The 18,774-nt window shown below is 56.8% G+C and carries 14 protein-coding genes; 8 read left to right on the top strand and 6 right to left on the bottom strand.

The window, feature by feature from the left end; all coding sequences use genetic code 11:
- Nucleotides 1-49: 49 nt before the first annotated feature.
- The 4 genes from uxuA to DSD30_RS01735 form a co-directional block, all read right to left on the bottom strand.
- On the bottom strand, nucleotides 50-1,207 hold the full coding sequence (gene uxuA, locus DSD30_RS01720) for a mannonate dehydratase (RefSeq protein WP_114007867.1): 1,158 nt from the start codon (nucleotides 1,205-1,207) through the stop codon (nucleotides 50-52).
- Between the two features lie 75 nt (nucleotides 1,208-1,282).
- Nucleotides 1,283-2,041 (bottom strand): FCD domain-containing protein, encoded by a 759-nt coding sequence (locus DSD30_RS01725; protein WP_114007868.1) that lies wholly within the window; start codon nucleotides 2,039-2,041, stop codon nucleotides 1,283-1,285.
- Nucleotides 2,042-2,049: 8 nt separating this feature from the next.
- Nucleotides 2,050-3,879 (bottom strand): glycoside hydrolase family 2 protein, encoded by a 1,830-nt coding sequence (locus tag DSD30_RS01730; RefSeq protein ID WP_114007869.1) that lies wholly within the window; start codon nucleotides 3,877-3,879, stop codon nucleotides 2,050-2,052.
- A 148-nt stretch (nucleotides 3,880-4,027) separates the two neighbouring features.
- Entirely contained in the window at nucleotides 4,028-5,011 is a 984-nt protein-coding gene (locus DSD30_RS01735) for a TRAP transporter substrate-binding protein (protein WP_114007870.1), read from the bottom strand.
- A 561-nt stretch (nucleotides 5,012-5,572) separates the two neighbouring features.
- On the opposite strand from DSD30_RS01735, the gene DSD30_RS01740 reads away from it, so the two are divergent.
- The 8 genes from DSD30_RS01740 (at nucleotide 5,573) to DSD30_RS01775 (ending at nucleotide 15,970) form a co-directional block, all read left to right on the top strand.
- Complete coding sequence (locus tag DSD30_RS01740; RefSeq protein ID WP_114007871.1) at nucleotides 5,573-6,070, top strand: TRAP transporter small permease; 498 nt, start codon at nucleotides 5,573-5,575, stop codon at nucleotides 6,068-6,070.
- A gap of 23 nt (nucleotides 6,071-6,093) precedes the next feature.
- Nucleotides 6,094-7,398, top strand: a complete 1,305-nt coding sequence (locus DSD30_RS01745; RefSeq protein ID WP_114007872.1) for a TRAP transporter large permease — start codon at nucleotides 6,094-6,096, stop codon at nucleotides 7,396-7,398.
- A gap of 189 nt (nucleotides 7,399-7,587) precedes the next feature.
- Nucleotides 7,588-9,972: a glycoside hydrolase family 31 protein gene (locus tag DSD30_RS01750; RefSeq protein WP_114007873.1), complete on the top strand. Its 2,385-nt coding sequence runs from the start codon at nucleotides 7,588-7,590 to the stop codon at nucleotides 9,970-9,972.
- A 40-nt stretch (nucleotides 9,973-10,012) separates the two neighbouring features.
- Nucleotides 10,013-11,485: a mannitol dehydrogenase family protein gene (locus DSD30_RS01755; protein WP_198662784.1), complete on the top strand. Its 1,473-nt coding sequence runs from the start codon at nucleotides 10,013-10,015 to the stop codon at nucleotides 11,483-11,485.
- Nucleotides 11,486-11,599: 114 nt separating this feature from the next.
- Complete coding sequence (gene uxaC, locus DSD30_RS01760; protein WP_114007874.1) at nucleotides 11,600-13,015, top strand: glucuronate isomerase; 1,416 nt, start codon at nucleotides 11,600-11,602, stop codon at nucleotides 13,013-13,015.
- Nucleotides 13,015-13,968 carry a sugar kinase gene (locus DSD30_RS01765; RefSeq protein WP_114007875.1) on the top strand — a complete coding sequence of 318 codons (954 nt, stop codon included), beginning with the start codon at nucleotides 13,015-13,017 and terminating at the stop codon, nucleotides 13,966-13,968. The genes uxaC and DSD30_RS01765 overlap by 1 nt, the downstream gene beginning before the upstream one ends.
- A gap of 38 nt (nucleotides 13,969-14,006) precedes the next feature.
- Nucleotides 14,007-14,633, top strand: a complete 627-nt coding sequence (gene eda, locus DSD30_RS01770; RefSeq protein WP_114008573.1) for a bifunctional 4-hydroxy-2-oxoglutarate aldolase/2-dehydro-3-deoxy-phosphogluconate aldolase — start codon at nucleotides 14,007-14,009, stop codon at nucleotides 14,631-14,633.
- A gap of 263 nt (nucleotides 14,634-14,896) precedes the next feature.
- Complete coding sequence (locus tag DSD30_RS01775; RefSeq protein WP_157967513.1) at nucleotides 14,897-15,970, top strand: hypothetical protein; 1,074 nt, start codon at nucleotides 14,897-14,899, stop codon at nucleotides 15,968-15,970.
- A gap of 48 nt (nucleotides 15,971-16,018) precedes the next feature.
- Here DSD30_RS01775 and DSD30_RS01780 read toward each other — a convergent pair whose 3' ends face one another.
- Together DSD30_RS01780 and DSD30_RS01785 are read right to left on the bottom strand one after the other, a co-directional pair.
- Complete coding sequence (locus tag DSD30_RS01780; RefSeq protein WP_114007877.1) at nucleotides 16,019-16,918, bottom strand: lysophospholipid acyltransferase family protein; 900 nt, start codon at nucleotides 16,916-16,918, stop codon at nucleotides 16,019-16,021.
- A gap of 253 nt (nucleotides 16,919-17,171) precedes the next feature.
- Nucleotides 17,172-18,515, bottom strand: a complete 1,344-nt coding sequence (locus DSD30_RS01785) for a sodium-dependent transporter (RefSeq protein WP_114007878.1) — start codon at nucleotides 18,513-18,515, stop codon at nucleotides 17,172-17,174.
- Between the last annotated feature and the right edge of the window lie 259 nt (nucleotides 18,516-18,774).

The raw sequence follows: 18,774 nt of genomic DNA on the forward strand, positions 1-18,774 counted from the left end.
AAAGAGCCTGTCTTTTCCGGGTTTCTTCTTGGTTGCGGGGTCTTGTTGTTTATTCGACGGTTGCTCCTAGCGCCAGCATGGCGCCGCGCAATTCGGCCAGACCTTTGAGGCGCCCGATCGCCGGATAGCCGGGGTTGGAGCGGCGGGTCAGATCATCCAGAATCTGGTGCCCATGGTCGGGGCGGAATGGCAGTGAGCGCCCCAGCCGATCCTCAAGAGCCTTGAAGGCCCGGATGACTTCAACCATATCGACGTCGCCACCGAAATGATCCGCTTCATAGAAGCTGTTGCCATCACGCTTGGTGGCGCGCAAATGGAAGAAATGGATCACGTCGGCAAATTCCTCGATCATCGCGACCAGATCGTTGCCTTCGCGCACCCCATAGGAGCCGGAGCAGAGGGTAAAGCCGTTGGCCGGGCTGTCATTGATGGCCCGCAGGGCGCGCATATCCTCGATAGTGGAGACGATGCGCGGCAGACCGAACATCGAGCGCGGAGGGTCATCAGGATGGATGGCCATGGTGGCCCCCACTTCATCGGCGACCGGCAGAACGCCATTGAGGAAGTCGGCCAGATGGGCGCGCAGGCGGTCCTGATCAATGTCATCATAGAGCGCGATCTGGGCGGCAAATTGCTCGATCGTGTAGCTTTCTTCCGAGCCCGGCAAACCGGCAATGATGTTGCGGACCAATTGATCCTTTTCTTCATCGCTCATGGTTTCGAAGGCTTTGCGACCGGCAGCCACATCTTCTGGCGAATAGTCAGCCTCGGCCCCTTCGCGCTTGAGGATGAACAGATCAAAGGCGACGAAGCGGTCCTGATCAAAGCGCAGGCAGCGGGCTCCATTGGGCAGGGCCCATGCAAGGTCTGTGCGGGTCCAGTCGATCACCGGCATGAAATTGTAGCAGATATTGGTAACGCCTTCGGCGGCCAGATTGCGCATGCTTTGCGCCCAGTTGGCTATCAGTTGGCGCCAGTCACCACGCTGTAACTTGATATCCTCGTGGATCGGGATCGATTCCACCACCGACCAGACGAGGCCAGCTTCCTCGATCATCTTTTTGCGTTCGGCGATTGCCTCACGCGGCCAGACCACTCCGTTGGGGAGATCATGCAGGGCGGTGACGATGCCCGTCGCACCGGCCTGTCGGATGTCTTGCAGGGTTACAGGGTCATTTGGCCCAAACCAGCGCCAGGTCTGCTTCATGGCTTTGCCTCTTATTGTTCGGTACACCGTCCAGTTCGCAGCCCCTCAGGCCAAACGGGTACAATTTTGATAACATTACGGCTTGTTGAGCTTGATGACCTTTGGGGTCTTGAACAAGTAGCCGTCAAATTTCGGGTCCTCGACATCGGACAGGATCAACAGGGTGTTGCGGACATTCTCCAGATGGTTCCACATGGCATCCCGTGCCTTGCCCGGATCCTTGCGATTGAGGGCGGTCAGGATCTGCTGATGGTCATCGAGCCATTGCTTGCGATAGCTTTCATCAAAGATGCGGGCATGCAGGCCATCCCAAATCTTGTTGCCCTCGCGCAGCCGCCACATATCAGCAACCATGTCGACCAATACGCTATTCTGGGTGGACTCGGCGATCAGCCTGTGGAACCACTCATCACCATCATAATCGTCACGCCCGGCCTCAATGGCCTGAATTTCCATATCAAGCGCTTCCTGCATGCGCGTGATGTCATTCTTGGTGACCATGGTCGCCGCAAAGGCCGCAATGTTGCTCTCCAACAGCTGACGGGCCTGCAACAGCTCGAACGGGCCGATGTCACTGCGCGCCATTTCGGTCTTCTCGGACTGGTTGGGCAACCGGGCGATATAGGTGCCCGAGCCTTTGCGCACCGAAACCAGCCCTTCAATCTCGAGCATAATGATGGCTTCGCGTACAACGGAGCGGGACACTTCGAAGTCATCAGAGATCTGCCGTTCGGTGCGCAAACGCGTGCCGACAATGAGATGCTGCTCGATCATCTCCTTTTTCAGCGCCTCTGCGACTTCCTGGTAGCGTCTCTTGCCAGCTTCCGGGATCATCTGGGACCTCACTTCCCGTTCTTGTTCTTGCAAGCCTCTTGCTCTTGCTGCTTCTGTGCATAGAATGCCGCGAGCTTGTGAAAGGCTTCCTTCTTGGTCTGTTTGTCTCCGGCGATCAGGCCTTTCTTGTTGCGGCCCTGCTGGAACATATTCTGGCGTCTCTCAACACGGAAGTCATACAGAATCCACGGAGAAATCCCCTTTACATAGTCCAAGGCACGCAAAGTCTCAATCTGCCGTTCATAAACATGAGTCTGATAGGCTTCGCTGAAGAGCCCGGCCTTGGGTCCGGTGCTGCTGATGTCCGCATCGGCCCCGGTTTCGGAAATCACCACCGGCTTGTCTGGTGCACTGTTGATGCCGATTTCGACCAGATCCTCGAAATTCTCTTCATACCAGCCGTAATATTCGTTGATGCCAATCACGTCGATATAGTCAGACAGGCGATCCTCGATCTTCTTTTTGGCATGGTTGATCAGGCAGGCTGCCGATGTCAGGCGGGTCGGATCATAGGCCTTGGCGGTTTGGGCCAATGAGCGCATGAAATCAAGGCGGGCATCGGTGTCCGGATTTTCGTTGCCGACCGACCAGATGATAACGCTGGCGCGGTTGCGGTCGCGCTTGATCAACTCGATCAGCTGATTCTGGGCATCCTTGTAAGTGGCCGGATTCTCGAAGTCGATGGCCCAGTAGACAGGGATCTCTTCCCACAGCAGGAAGCCCATTTCATCGGCAATCTTCGATGCCAGTTCATGATGCGGATAATGGGCCAGGCGCAGGAAATTGCAGTTCAATTCACGCGCATGCTCAAAACGGCGGCGGATGTCATTCTCGCATGTCACCTTGCCAGTATCGAAATCATCCTCATGCACGGAGATGCCGCGCAGGAACAATGGCGCGCCATTCAACCGCAGCTCGGCGCCGATCTGTTCGATCTGGCGGAAACCGACCCGGTCGCGCACCTCGTCGTCACCGATGCTTGCGACCACATCATAAAGCTTCGGCGTGTCAGGGGACCACAGTTCTGGCGAGGCTTCGAGGACCGCCTTGGCGAGGCCGTTCTCATTCGGCGTCAGGCTGGCATAGAGGCGCAATCCGGGAATGGAAAACTCCACATCGCCCCGCGCCGGGCCGTCGACCTGAACTTCCACGGCAATGCGTGAATAGGTCCCATCAGCCACCAAAGCCACATAGAGATCCCGAATGATGGTTTTGGGTGTGGTGTAGAGCGCCACCTCGCGATAGAGGCCACCATAATTGAACCAGTCGGTGTTGCGCATGGGCACACGATCCGTCGTGCGCGTGTTATTCACGCAGAGCATCAACCAGTTTTCCCCTTCGCGGAGCGCATCGGTCAGCTCGACGCAGAATGGGGTGGAGCCACCATAATGGTTGCCCAGAAAATCTCCATTGAGAAAAATCTTGCAGTCATATTGGGCCGCGCCAATGCGCAGGAACTTGCGCTCGTCAGCGGATAATTTGTCGATCATCAAGGGGCGAGAATACCAGGCACTGCCTTCAAAGAAGTACCATTTCTCCTTCAGCATCTGCCAGTTGGAAGGCACCTCGACCTGTTCGCCCATATAGGGATCGTAATCATAGGGTTCGATCCGATCAATCGGGTCCATCTTTTCCAGAGCGAACCATTTCTGGCGCAGGCCAGTATCCAGCAGATCAACGCAGAAGTTCCACGACCCGTTGAGACTTTCGGCCTCACGACCTTCAACAAACAGCATGGTCTGGTGGTTGAGCGCCTGATTGTTATAGGGCAGATCATAAGCCTCGTCATGGAGGCATTGGAGCGCGTTTTCGGCCAGTTCGGAACGTTCGAGGACCATGGTTTGTCTTCCTGTCTTTGATTGCCGGGGGCTTGTCCAGCGAGGAGGCATGGCGGCAATCCGCCATGCCGAAGCGTTTCATTCGGTTGCCTCAAGGGGCACGGGCAACCTGCAAAACGGTCACAGACCGTTTGTTGCTTGCCGTTTGTTACTTGGCAACAGCCTTGATGCGTTCGATCAAGTCTGCAACGCGTTCGGATTTCGATGCAGCTTCTTCATGCATTGGCAGAACGGCTTCGATGAACGGGCCTTTTTCGACTTCAACGAATTTCACGTCGAGTTCGGCTTTGGCTTTTTCGATTTCAGCAGCAACCGTCTTGTTCCATTCCGCACGGTGGAAATCCATGGATTCACGGGCAGCCTGTTTCAGGGCTTTCTGCTGGTCTTCGGACAGGTCGTCCCAAACCTTGGTCGACATCACCACAACGGAAGGAATCATGGTGTGGCCATCGTCGGAATAGACTTTGGAGACTTCACCATGACGCGCAGTGGTCAGAGCGGTCGGGTTGTTTTCAGCACCGTCAACAACACCCTGTTTCAGAGCGGAATAGAGTTCGCCCCAGGAAATCGGGGTTGGGTTGCCGCCAAGCAGTTCCACCATGCGAATAGCCGATGGGGATGGCTGTACGCGGATTTTCATGCCTTTGAGATCGGCCGGAGAATTGATGGCCTTGTTGGCATAGAAGGAGCGTGCGCCTTCCACGTAATAGGTCAGACCGATGAAGCCCTTGTCACGGGAGGCCATCATCACGTCGTCGCCGATTTCACCGGACAGCACATCATAGTAATGGTCTTCGGAGGTGAAGATGTATGGCAGGTTGAAGGCGGTGTAGGATTCTTCAAAGGCTTCCAGTTCGGAGCCGTTGGATTTGGCCATGGCGAGCGTGCCATTCTGAACCAGCTCCATGGATTCACGCTGAGTGCCAAGCTGGGCGTTGGCATAGACGCGGATCTTCACTTCGCCATTGGTCAGCTCTTTCACACGGTCAGCCATGAACTCCATGGATTTGTGCAGCTGATGCTCTGGCGGGTTGTTGTGGTTCAGCTTCAGGGTCACTGCGCTGGCAGCGGTTGCGGTCAGTGCGAATGCGGCACCAGCCACTGCACCAAGAACGGCAAGATTGCGTTTCATCGATTTCCCTCCCGATTGAAGAATTCAGTCGGCTTCGTTGTCTCAGACCACCCGTACGCTGATTGTTTCGGACGGCCGCGGTGAGCTTTGTATGGCGCATCGCAACAGAATCGAGTGTCTTAATGCTGCAATGCGGTCTAACCAATTTTCTAATTTGGTCGACCAAACAATTCGCCATTTTCGAATTTTTGTCAAACAATTTTTATTTTGGTTGACCAATTTTGTTTTTTGAGCGATGTGTATAGGTGAGTGAGATGCCGGATTATTCCGATACTGACTGGCATGGCCCACCGATTTGCGGCAATTTTCACAGGAAAACCGCACAAATCCGGGCTTTAAAAACCGCCAGCGCTCTTTTCGGGAGGAAAAAACGTGCCAGCATCCCCCAACATACTGCGTGTATGATCTTGGTTTCGTCGCCCCGTTCGGCGACCGCTGAGAGACTGCGCAAATCCAGCATTTTGGGTTGTGTCGAAATTGGCCGACCAATTTCAGTTTCCCAGAATGTCAACCCGAGCCCGACCTTGTCGGGCCGAGCGCTATTTTTATGGGAGTGCGGGCATGAAACATGCTGTTCGCTTTGTGAACGGGGTCCTAGGCAGCCTGACGGTTGCGATTTTCACCATATTGGTCATTTGTGTCGTGTGGCAGGTCGTATCCCGCTTCATTCTTGGTACACCGAGCACCACAACTGACGAGATTGCCCGCTTCCTGTTCATGTGGGTCGCTTTCATGGGCGCGGCCTACACGCTGGGCCAGAAGCGCCATCTGGCGATCGACATTGTCAGCCTCTGGCTGGAAGGCAAGAGCCTGCGCAATATCCGCATCGCGGTTTACTTCATTATCGCCGCCTTTGTCATTGTCGTCATGATGTATGGCGGCTGGCAGTTGATGATGGACACGTTGCAGAAGGGACAAGTCACGCCGGCACTCCGCATTCCGATGGGCTATGTGTATGGTGCCATTCCCTTTTCTGGCGCGACCATGCTGTTTTACTGCGTGGTTCTGATCGTTGAGCTGCTCGATCCGGACAGCCCAAACGACACCCAAACGTCCTGAGATCGAAAGAGGAAATCTGAGCTATGGAATGGCAAGCAACAATCACGCTTTTTTCGATCTTCATTCTGTTGATGGCCCTCAGTGTGCCCATCTCCTTTGCGATCGGCATTGCGACCTTCTTCACATTTATGGTGATCTCCTTCACCTTTGATCAGTCGATCTTCATCGTCGCCCAGCAAATGGCGTCTGGTCTGGACAGCTTCACTCTGCTGGCGATCCCTTTCTTCATTCTGGCAGGCAACATCATGAACCGGGGCGGTATCGCCATGCGGTTGATCGAATTTGCCAAGATCCTTGGCGGTCGTCTGCCCGGCTCACTGGCCCACTGCAACGTGCTGGCCAACATGATGTTTGGTGCGATTTCCGGCTCGGCGGTGGCCTCGGCTGCTGCCGTGGGCGGGGTGATGGCTCCGGTGCAAAAGAAAGAGGGCTATGATCCGGCCTATTCGGCGGCGGTCAACATTGCCTCCTGCCCGACCGGTCTACTGATCCCGCCATCGACCACCTTCATTGTCTATTCCCTGATCACCAACGGCACCTCGATCGCCGCTCTGTTCGTGGCGGGTTACATTCCCGGTATCCTGATGGGCCTTGGCCTGATGGCCGTGGCAGGCTTCATTGCCAAGAAACGCGGCTATCCACTGGCCCCCAAGCCAACCTGGAAGGAAGTGCTTGAGAAGTCCTGTGATGCCGTGCTGCCATTGGGTCTGATCTTCATCATCATGGGTGGCATCATTGGTGGTATTTTCACAGCAACCGAAGCCTCGGCTGTTGCAGTGGTCTATACCCTGTTCCTGGCGCTGATCTGGTATCGCGAAATCACGATTTTCGATCTGCCCAAGATCATTCTCGAATCAGCAGTGACCACCTCCATCGTGCTGCTGATGATTGGCTGTTCGATCGCCATGTCGAAGGCGATGGCTTTCTCTGACATTCCGTTCACCATTTCCGACGCGCTGATGTCCCTGTCTGACAATCCAATCGTGATCTTGCTGGCAATCAACCTTGCCCTGCTGGTGATTGGCACCTTCATGGACATGACGCCTGCCCTTTTGATCTTCACCCCGATCTTCCTGCCGGTCGTGCAGGATCTGGGCATGGATCCGGTGCATTTCGGTGTGATGATGACCTTCAACCTGTGCATCGGCATCTGCACGCCTCCGGTTGGGTCGGCCCTGTTTGTCGGCTGCTCGGTCGGCAAGGTTGCCATCTCTCAGGTGCTCAAGCCACTGCTGCCTTTCTATGTGGTGCTTGTCGCGCTGTTGCTGGCCGTCACCTATATTCCACAGCTGTCGCTGTTCCTGCCACAGCTGTTCCTGGGCTACTAATCGAAGCCTTTCTGGGAAGCCGCCGGATTTCTGGCGGCTTCCCGCCTCTCTTGCCTGCAGGTGCGCACCGTCCAGCCGTTCAGGCTCTGTGATCTGGCACCATAAAGACGCACCGCGTCCCGCAAGAGCCTATCCAATCAGGGCCTTTGCCCCCTCTCAGGAAACTGAGCCCCATTCAGGACTATGAGCATGTATCAACTGAAAAACTGGAGTCTGGCCAGCCAATCGGACACAGGCGTCGCACTTGACGTCGAAGGCCGTCATGTCATGCGGATCGACATTCTGGAACCCAAAATGATGCGGGTGCAGTTGCTAAAGGATGGGGCCTATCGACTGGATCGCAGCTGGACCGTCGCCCCCAATGGCGATGCCCCACTTGAAGGGCGTGATCGGTCGCGGTTGGATGGATTTTCCTGCCCGGCCTTTGATGTGATCAATGAAGGCGAGCAACTGACGCTGGAAAGCGACTGTCTGAAAGTCACCGTGATGACGCCATTGCGGCTGGTTTGGCATGGGCGCACAAGCAAAGACGCTCCCTGGCAGAAAATAGCCGAAGACCGCCCGACCGGCGCTTATGAGCTGGGCCGCAAGGATCACGCCCACCGCCACTATCTGTTGCGCCAGCCAAGCGACCGCTTCTTTGGCCTTGGCGAGAAATCCGGCGCGCTGGAACGCACGGGCCGCCGCTTCGAGATGCGCAATCTCGATGCGATGGGCTATGACGCCTCCAAGACCGACCCGCTTTACAAGCATGTGCCTTTCACCATCACGCGACTGGAAAGCGGCCTGTCCTATGGTCTCTATTACGACAATCTAGCCCCCTGCTGGTTCGATCTGGGCAATGAGCTGGACAATTACCACAAGCCCTATCGCGCCTATCGGGCCGCTGATGGAGATCTCGACTATTATGTCACCCTTGGACCTAGCATCGCCGATGTCACCAAAGCTCATGTGCGACTGACCGGTGGCACGGCCTTTTTGCCACGCTGGGCGCTGGGCTATTCCGGCTCGACCATGTCCTATACGGATGCGCCCAATGCGCAGGAGCAGCTTGAAGGCTTTGTCCGACTGGTCACCGAGCATGACATTCCCTGCGATAGCTTCCAGCTTTCCTCGGGCTATACCTCCATCGGCGACAAGCGCTATGTCTTCAACTGGAACCACGACAAGGTGCCAGACCCGAAAGGCATGGCGAAGCTGTTTGCCGATGCGGGTCTTGAGCTGATTGCCAATATCAAGCCATGCCTGTTGCAGGACCATCCGCGCTATAAGGAAGCCGACGTCAAGGGGCTGTTTGTCCGCGACAGCGAGACCGGCAACGCAGAGCGTTCGGTCTTTTGGGATGACGAAGGCAGCCATCTCGACTTCACCAATCCGGACACGCAAGCCTGGTGGCAGGCCAATGTGAAGACGGCGCTGCTTGATTATGGCATCAACAGCACCTGGAACGACAATAACGAATATGAAATCTGGGACCGACAGGCCCAGTGCGCCGGTTTTGGCACGCCGGTCGATATCGACCTGATCCGTCCGGTTCAGCCATTGCTGATGACCCGCGCGTCGGTTGCAGCCCAGCTGGATTTTGAGCCGTCCAAGCGGCCTTATCTGATTTCGCGCTCCGGCTGTCCGGGCATCCAGCGCTATGCCCAGACATGGTCCGGCGACAACCGCACCAACTGGACGAGCCTCAAATACAACATTCCGATGGGCCTTGGGATGAGCCTGTCCGGCCTTTACAATATCGGCCATGATGTCGGCGGCTTTGCGGGTCCACGGCCAGAACCGGGGCTGTTTGTCCGCTGGGTGCAAAATGGCATTTTCCATCCGCGCTTCACCATCCACAGCTGGAATGATGATGCAACGGTGAATGAAGCCTGGATGTTCCCGGAAGTCACCCACCATATCCGCAACGCTATCAAGCTGCGCTATAGTCTGCTGCCATATCTTTATACGCTGCATTATCAGTCCGTCGTCGATGACGAACCGATGCTGCGCCCGACCTTCCTTGACCATGAAGGCGATGATCGCTGCTTTGACGCGACGGATGACTTCTTCCTTGGCCGCGATCTGCTGGTCGCCTCTGTGGTGGAGGAAGGGGCAACCAGTCGCACCGTCTATCTACCAGACAATGGCGCTGGCTATTATGATTTCTGGACCGGCACCTATTATCAGCCCGGGCAGGTGATCCGCCAGAGCGTCGATCTTGCCTCAATCCCGCTCTTTGTGCGGGCAGGGGCAGTTCTGCCACTCTCGCCCGGTGTGGATCGATCTGGCTCGGTCACCGGGCAAATGCGCCAATTGGTGATCTATCCACGCAAAGGGGCGCAGCGCGAGGCCTGTAGCTCCTTCCTTTATGAGGATGGGATCGACAATGCCGACGCCCTGGATGGAGCCCACCGTCTGACAGAAATCACTTTGGTGGAACAAGAGGATAGGCTCTTGCTCAATTGGAATCATTCCGGCACATTTGACCCGCAGCTTGCAGGATGCAAGATCAGTGTCTGCGGGGACGACCCTCGCCCCGTCCTTGTGAATGGGGTTGCCTATCTCGACGACACGATCCTTCGCTTCTGAGCCAAATGCCAGAAAGTAACCCCGCCAAATGGAGCCCCGCATGACCATTTCCGATCTCATGAATGCCCCCGGCAAGCCGCAACTGCCAACCTATGACCGGAGCAAGCTTCGGCCCCGACTGATTCATCTTGGCTTTGGCGCTTTCGCCCGCGCCCACTGGATGAGCTATCATCAGGACTTCCTGCTTCAGACGCCTGACAGCGACTGGGGCGTGGTGGTCAGCGATATCCTGTTTGGCGCGGATCGCTTTGGTCAGCTCGAAGAGAATGATCACCTCTATTCGGTGCTGGAGCATAGCGACACGATCAGCAATGTTCGGATCATCGGCTCAATCGTCAAGACCGCCCATCCGGAGCGCGGCGGCATGGATGCCTTCTTTGCGCCGTTCCTTGAGCCCGACATCGCAATCGTTTCGATGACCGTGACAGAAAAAGGCTATTGTCTGACCGGTGGCGCGCTCGATCTGGCCAACCCGGCCATCGCCCATGATCTCGACAATCCAACGGCTCCAAAGTCCGCCATCGGGGCGCTGGTTGAAGCGCTCGCCCGCCGCAAGGCGGCCGGACTGGACGGCTTCACCATTCTGTCGCTGGACAACCTGCCGGCCAATGGCAAATTGTGCCAGCAAGCGGTCCTGAGCTTTGCCGACAAACGCGACGCAGTGCTGGCCGCATGGATTCGCAAGCATGTCACCTTCCCTTGCTCGATGGTTGACCGGATCGTCCCTGCCCTGACCGATGAGAGCCGGGCACTGATCACGGAAAAACTTGGCGGCATGCAAGACCCCAATGGCATTGTCTGTGAGCCATTCCGGCAATGGGTGATTGAGGATGCTTTCGTCAAGGGGCGTCCTGCATGGGAAGAGGTTGGAGCGCAATTTGTCCCCGATGTCGAACCGTTTGAAGAGATGAAGCTGCGCACCCTCAACGGTGCCCATTCCTTCCTGGCCTATCTGGGCTATCTGGCGGGCTATGAGACCATTGATGCCTGCATGGAAGACGCCAATTTCCGCTCGGTCGCTCATGCGCTGATGGTCAAGGAACAGCAGCCAACCCTTGATGTACCCGGTGATGTGGATCTGGATGCCTATGCTGCGGCGCTGATCGAACGTTTTTCCAATAGCCAGCTGAAACACAAGACCGCGCAGATTGCCTCGGACGGCAGCCAGAAATTGCCTCAGCGGATGCTTGCCTCCATCGCCTGGCATCTTGAGCATAATGGCGACTGGACGCGGCTGGCGTTGGGGGTTGCCGGATGGCTGCGCTTCATGACCGGCAGCGATGAGCAGGGCAACCCGACGCCAATCAACGACCCGCTGGCCGAGCCAATTGCCAAAGCAGCGGCCCTGTTGCCGGATTGGGACGCCTATATCGATGCCGTCTTTGCGATGGAGGCCATTTTCCCACCGGCGCTTGTTGCCGATGTGCGCTTTGTTGGCGGTGTCAAACAACAATATGCCGCCTTAATCGAACTTGGGTCAAAGCGCCACATGACAGCAATGGTAGACTGCTAGCCTGCAACAAGGCTATGAAGGAGGCACATGTCCCATTTGTGCCTCCTTTTTCCGGCTCCCCCTTCCCCTTCGGCCCTTTTCTAGTGGCGGCACCCTTTAACAGGAGAGACTTGAATGCAAAATTTCCTCGGCCCCGATTTTCTGCTGGATACGGCAGCCGCGCGTCATCTTTATCATGACGTCGCCGAAGACCTGCCGATTGTCGATTATCACAATCATCTCGTCCCGGCAGAAATCGCACAGGATCGCAAGTGGGACAATATCGGGGCGATCTGGCTGGAAGGGGATCATTATAAGTGGCGCGCCATGCGCTGGGCCGGAATTGATGAGCGTCGCGTAACGGGGGATGCGTCCTTCCGTGAGAAGTTCGATGCCTTTGCGCAGATCATGCCCCATTGTGTCGGCAATCCTCTGTTCCATTGGACCCATCTGGAATTGCAACGTTACTTCGGCATCCGCGAACTGCTGACACCAGCCTCAGCGGATCGCATTTGGGACATGTCCGCCGAAATGCTGGCTGAGGACAGCCATTCGGCCCGCGGTCTGTTGCGCAAGATGAAGGTGGAATTTGTCGGCACCACGGACATGCCGTGTGACAGCCTTGAGCATCACAAGGCGATTGCCGAGGATGACAGCATCAATGACATGGTGGTCGCTCCAAGCTTCCGGCCTGATCCGGCCTTCAAGATCGACCTGCCGGGCTTTCCGGCTTTCCTGCAGTCGCTTGCAGCGGTCAGCGGGGCGCGTGTCGAGACCTATGAAGCCCTGATGGCCGCCCTGATCGGACGGCTTGATCACTTTGTCGCCCATGGCTGTCAGGCCACGGACCACGGCATCGAGATCCTGCGCTTCGCGCCGCCGGTCGATCATGCAACTCTTGACCGCATCCTTGCAAAGCGTCTGGCGGATGAGGACTTGTCGGAGCTGGAAATCGCCCAGTTCCAGTCCACCATGCTGGTGGATCTGTCCCGCGCCTATCACAGTCGCAATCTGGTCATGCAGCTGCATATCGGGGCGATCCGGAATAACAATCCACGGCTGTTTGAAAGCATCGGGGCAGATGTAGGCGGCGATTCCATTGCAGACCGCCCGATTGCCGCGCCGCTCAATGGCCTGCTGGGGGCGATGGATCGGGACGGCCATTTGCCGCGCACGGTGCTCTATTGCCTCGACCCGACCAAGAATGAAGTGATCGTCTCGACCGCTGGCAATTTTCAGGACGGGTCGATGCCGGGCAAGATCCAGGCTGGATCCGGCTGGTGGTTCAACGATCAGCTCGACGGCATGGAACGGCAGATGACACAGCTTTCGCAGATGGGCCTGATCTCGACCTTTATCGGAATGTTGACCGACAGTCGCTCTTTCCTGTCTTTCCCACGGCATGATTATTTCCGCCGCCTTGTCTGTCGGACGGTTGGACGCTGGGCCGAAGGGGGACATGTCCCCAACGAGCGCGCCCTGCTTGATGGACTTGTGACCCGTGTGTGCTATCAGAATGCAGCTGATTGGTTTCTTAAGGAGCGTGGTTGATGTCTGATAATACGAAGAAAGCACCGCTAAAGGCGGTCTGCATTGGCGAATGTATGGTGGAGTTGTCTCCTGCTGGCGACGGGTTGTTTCGACAGGCATTTGCCGGAGACAGCTACAACACTGCCACTTATCTGGCCCGCCAGTTTGCCCCTGATGTCGAGGTATCCTATTTGACGGCGCTGGGGACCAGCGGTCTAAGCCTTCAAATGATCGATCATTTCAAGGCCGAGGGCATCGGTGTGGACTCGATCCGCAAGTTGGACGGCAAGAATCCCGGCCTTTACCGGATCGAGAATGACGCGAGCGGCGAGCGCTTCTTTGACTATTGGCGCGGCCAATCGGCGGCGCGCGAAATGTTTGCCGGTCAGAGTGTCGCCGAGCTGGTCGAAGAGTTGGGCGCTTTCGACGCGATCTATTTGTCCGGCATTTCGCTGGCCATTCTGGATGAAAGCCAGCGCAGCAATCTGATGCAGGCGCTCAAGCAACTGGTGGCGGAAGAATCCTGCCTTGTTGCCTATGACCCCAACCATCGCCCGGCTCTCTGGTCATCGCCTGCGGCGGCCCGTGCCGTCTCCGAAACCATGGCGGGGATTGCATCCCTCTGCCTTGTGGGGCTGGAAGACGATGCGGCGATCATGGAAGAGACCAGCGACGCAGAGGCTGTGGCCAGCCGCTGGCAGGCATGGGGCGCCCGTGAGGTGGTGGTCAAGGATGGTGGTGCCAACTGCCTTATCCGTCAAGGGGAAGCGACCCTGACCATTGCCCCGCAAGCAGCTCTCTCGCCTGTCGATACAACGGGCGCGGGGGATTCCTTCGCCGCCGGTTATGTCGGCGCGCGCCTGACGGGAAAGGACCCGGCGGAAGCGGCTGCCCTTGCCCATCGCATTGCCGGACAGGTTATCATGCATCCCGGCGCAGTGATTGCCCGCGATCTCTGGCAGACAATCGATTGAGCCCATTCCGGCTCGCAACGACAATGATAGGTTCGATCATGACGAAATCTCCATCCAGCCTGTTGGCAGGCAACAAGGTCATCCCGGTTCTGGTCATCGAAGATCCCGCAGATGCTCTGCCACTGGCCCAGTGCCTTGTCGACAATGGCCTGCCTGTGCTGGAAATCACCCTGCGCAGCGACGCCGCCCTTGCTGCCATCGAAACCATTGCCAGCAAGGTAGAGGGGGCCATTGTCGGGGTCGGTTCGATCCTCAATGGCGCACAATTGCAATCGGCAAAAGATGCAGGTGGCCAGTTCGGTGTATCGCCGGGGGTTTCCAATGCGCTTCTGGATGTGTTGGTTGACAATGACTGGCCGTTCCTGCCGGGCGCTGGCACCTTGTCTGAGATGCTGACCTTGCGCGATGCTGGCTACTTTGATCAAAAGTTGTTCCCGGCGGCTGTGTTGGGTGGCCTCTCCATGCTGAAGGCCGTTGCGGGACCCGTTGCAGACATCAGCTTCTGCCCGACCGGCGGCATCAAGCCTGACAATGCGGCAGAGTTTCTGGCACAGCCCAATGTCTTTGCCATTGGTGGCACATGGATCGCACCGCTTGATCTGGTCCGTGCCCGCGACTGGGCAGAGATTGGCAAACGCGCCGCCGAGGCTGCCAAACTGGCATAAGCCAGCCGACCAGAACCCAAAGACAATCGATCACAGCGATTGATCGGGGCATAGGACCATCATCCTATGCCCTGTGGACTGGACGGCGGAACGCTTTCCACCTAGGCTATCGGATATGTATTTTCCCGTGCAACAAAGGCTTGCGCCTTAAAAGGGCGAGGCTTTCAGCGTTCCGGAGCCATTCTCTTATGTCTTTGCCTTTTTTCCCTTCTGTTTTTTCCAAACCTTTCGCCTCCCGTTTCCTCTGGTGCGCAGCTTCCCTGATGCGATCACTTTTGGTGCCTCTGGCCGCCCTGCCCTTGTTGGTCCTTGCCGCACAGGCAGAAGAGGATCATTCGATCGATCTGCGGCTGTTCGGCACCAATGTCACGGAGGGCTATGACGGCTGTCGCCTCGCTTTCTGGCAGGCCAACAAGGATCCGGACAAAGACAAATATGCCTATGTCTTCTTCGCTCCCTTCAATGATGGCGAAGAACTGCCCGCATGGATGAAGGTCGGCAAGGACATCGAGAGCCTGATACGGCAAGACGGAATGCAGGCCTCCGGACGCAAGCTTGAGGATATTCGGCTCTATCGCAGTGACAAGAACCGCTATACGGTGCTGGTTGAGGTGATGGAACAACGCGAAGATGGCGATGACCTCAAGGTTGACAAGGGGCGCTTGATCATCACACGGCAAGGCCATTTTCCCTTCTCGATATCGGTGAAAGGCGGCATCTTCTGCCCTTCGATGAAAGCATCCAGTGCTGCGGCTTCTGATCAAGCGACCTCGGCACAGCCAGCCGCGACACCGGTTGAACCGATCCGCATTCCGGCCAATCTCTACGGCGATGCCATTTCACTGGGCCGAGGCGTGGCCTTTAACACTCTGTCAGAGGTGCCTTCCGGAGTGCTTGATGCCGTGGGTCGGGACGCACCCAATTGTGCACCAGCCAACACCCCCGGCATGGGCGTACGCTATGCCATCAGTGACGCCATGACGCTTTGGGAGGTGCCATGCAATCTCTATGCAAGGGCAGGCAGCTCGGTCTATGTCACCTCGCTCAACGACAATCCGGCTTATTCTACCGTGTTGTTGCTGCCATCGGTGCCGGATCACGGGGACGGACATGATCTATATGAGTTGCGCTCGCCGCAAGTAACGCCAGTCAATGCGGTGGTGACGTCAGCCTTTTATGAAGGCGACGGGACCTGTGGCAGCTTCGAGGCCTATCAGTTGCGGGCTGTCGAAGGGGAAGCGCTTGAGTTTTTCTTGTTGGAATACCGCGAAAAGCCAAGCTGTGATGGTGGCGAAGGGAACGCGCGCCGCTTTCCCCTCATCTATCGGGCCCAGTAACCCGATCATGGGCCAATGCCGTTGCGGCGTGATGCCCGTCTTTGTGGTCTAAGAGGCCTTGAGACGCTGTTTCTGCTTGTGCTTCTCTTCAAACTCGAAGCCCAACTCGTTGACCTTCAGTGGTGTTGGCGACAGGCCATAAGTCGCCTGACGCAGATGCTCCATCATGGCGCGGCTATCGGTGGAGAGCGGATCAAGCACATCGCGGCCGATTGGCTTGCCAATCACCACCTTGACCGGGCTGTCTATGCGCTTGCGGAATTCTTTGATCAACAGGCCCAACCGCAAGGTAGGATGCAGGTGGCTGGCGATCTGGAACAGGCGCGATGTGTGGCCTTCGAAGAAGATCGGCACCACGGTGGCATTGGATTTTCCAACCATACGGGCGGTGAATCCCCGCCAGCCCGGATCCATGGGATGGGAAAATGGCTTGGCGGCCGTGCTGACGGTGCCGCCGGGAAAAATACCGATTGCCCCGCCTTGCCCGAGATAGGACAAGGCCGCCTTGCGGGTCTGGACATTTTCCTTCACCGCTTCCTTGGTTTCATCAAACGAGATCGGCAAAATGATCCGATTGAGCTCTTCGGACTTGCGGAAAACATGGTTGGCAAGAATACGGAAATCACCGCGGGTCCGGGACAGGATCAGTCCCATCATCATGCCATCAAGAATACCATAGGGATGATTGGCAATCAGGATCAGAGGGCCGTCCCTGGGAATGCTGGACAGGCAGCCGCCCGTCACATCGAGGGTGAGGCCATAGCGCTCGACAATCACCGACCAGAAGTCTCGCCCGGCGGCCACTTCGCGCTCATAGCCGTTGGCGCGCTTGATCAGCTGCAGGCGGCCTGTTGTGTTTTCCAGCAAACGGATGACGGCTCTGCCGCGCTTGGTGGCTGCGGAGTGAGCGTAGGTTATGTCCCGCGCGACATGACGGTGAGAATGCATGGATTGTCTCCGGTCTCTACGGCCATCTGATGGCTGCATCTAACACTTGCCTAGCCTCTATGACATTCCTGTGAAGGTTCTATGTCACAGCGCGGTCCAGCATGTGCGCCCTTCCCATTTCACTCCAGTTAGTGCGTCCCTTCCGAAGGGTCAAGACAAGAAGAAGTCCCTATTCCTGAAAAGGCACACACCCTATGAAAAAGGCGGGGAAGCCCCCGCCTTTTCGTTGTGGATGCTGGTTCTGACGCAAGGCTTAGAAGCTGATGACTTCCAGACCGGTCAGCAGGATCAGCGTGATGGCCAATGGGGCGACAAAGCGCAGGATGAAGATCCAGGCCTTGGCCAGACCACTTGGCTCACCTTCGCCAGACACTTCGCGCAGGGCGCTTGGGGCCATGACCCAGCCAACAAACAGACAGATCAGCAGTCCGCCGATCGGCAGCAGCAGCTTGTCTGTCAGCCAGCTTGCAGAATCAAGGAAGCCCTGACCCTTGATGAGGTGAATATCGCTCCAGACGCCAAGAGACAGCGAGGAGGGAATCCCCATCAGGAAGGCCAGAAAGCCGGAGCCGATGGTGACCTGGGTGCGGGTAAAGCCTTTGGTCGAGAAGAAGGAGACGATTGGCTCCAGCAGCGAGATCGACGAGGTCAGCGCAGCAATGGTCAACAGAACGAAGAAGACAATTGCGAAGAATGAGCCACCAGGCATGGACTGGAAGACGGCAGGCAGGGTGACGAAGGTCAGACCCGGACCGGCAGCAGGATCCATGTTGAAGGCGAACACGGCTGGCAAGATGGCCAGACCGGCAAGGATCGCCACAAAGGTGTCAAGGAAAGCAATCTGGAACGCGGACTTGCCCAGTTTGGCATCACGGCCAAGATAGGACCCGTAGGTCAGCATCACGCCCATACCCAGAGACAGGGAGAAGAAAGCCTGACCCAGCGCTGCCATGACGGTGCTTGCTGTGATCTTGGAGAAGTCCGGCGACAGGAAGAACTCGATGCCTTTGCTGGCATTTGGCAGGGTGATGGAGCGAGCAGCCAGACCGATCAGGATGATGAAGAGCAGCGGCATCAGGATTTTGCTGGCGCGCTCGATACCACCGGACACACCGCCGAGCACGACGATGACAGTGAGAGTTGCAAAGATACCATGATAGATGATCGGCTCGACTGGGGAGCTGACAAAGGCCCCAAATGAGTCGCCGATCGCAGCCGCATCCATGCCATTGAAGGCACCGGTGGCGGATTTCAGAACATAGGCGATCGTCCAGCCAGCGACAACGCTGTAGAAGGAAAAGATCACGAAGGCCGTGACGATACCGATGATACCGATGATCGACCATCCGCCCTTGCCCATTTTCCGGAAGGCAGTGATGGCGTCAGCCTGAGTATGGCGACCAATCACGATTTCAGCCAGCATCAGGGACAGGCCGATGGTGAAGACAAGGCCGAGATAAATGAAAATGAAGGCAGCACCACCATTCTCACCAGCCATGTATGGGAATTTCCAGATGTTACCAAGGCCAACCGCAGACCCGGCGGCGGCCATGATGAAACCGAGACGGGAGCCCCAGTGTTCGCGTTTTACACTCATTGTTCTTCAACCCAACAGAGTTTGTTTTTGCAAGACAGTGGACCTCTTCGGGTCCTTGCCTAACCAGTTCGCTTTTGACTGTTTGGGACTCGGACAAACCTAACCAGCATCCGGTCCTGACATGCATGCGACTCCGATATTCCCCGGAATCATGAGACGAACTAGCCTGTTTGCGCGCTTGATTGAAGCGCACATGAAGCATGACAGATGGAATGGAAACGCTGGTCTCCTGGCTGTCGCAGGGAACGGCCGACACGTC

The organism is Cohaesibacter intestini, from assembly GCF_003324485.1.
In the GTDB taxonomy this organism is placed as follows: Bacteria; Pseudomonadota; Alphaproteobacteria; order Rhizobiales; family Cohaesibacteraceae; genus Cohaesibacter; species Cohaesibacter intestini.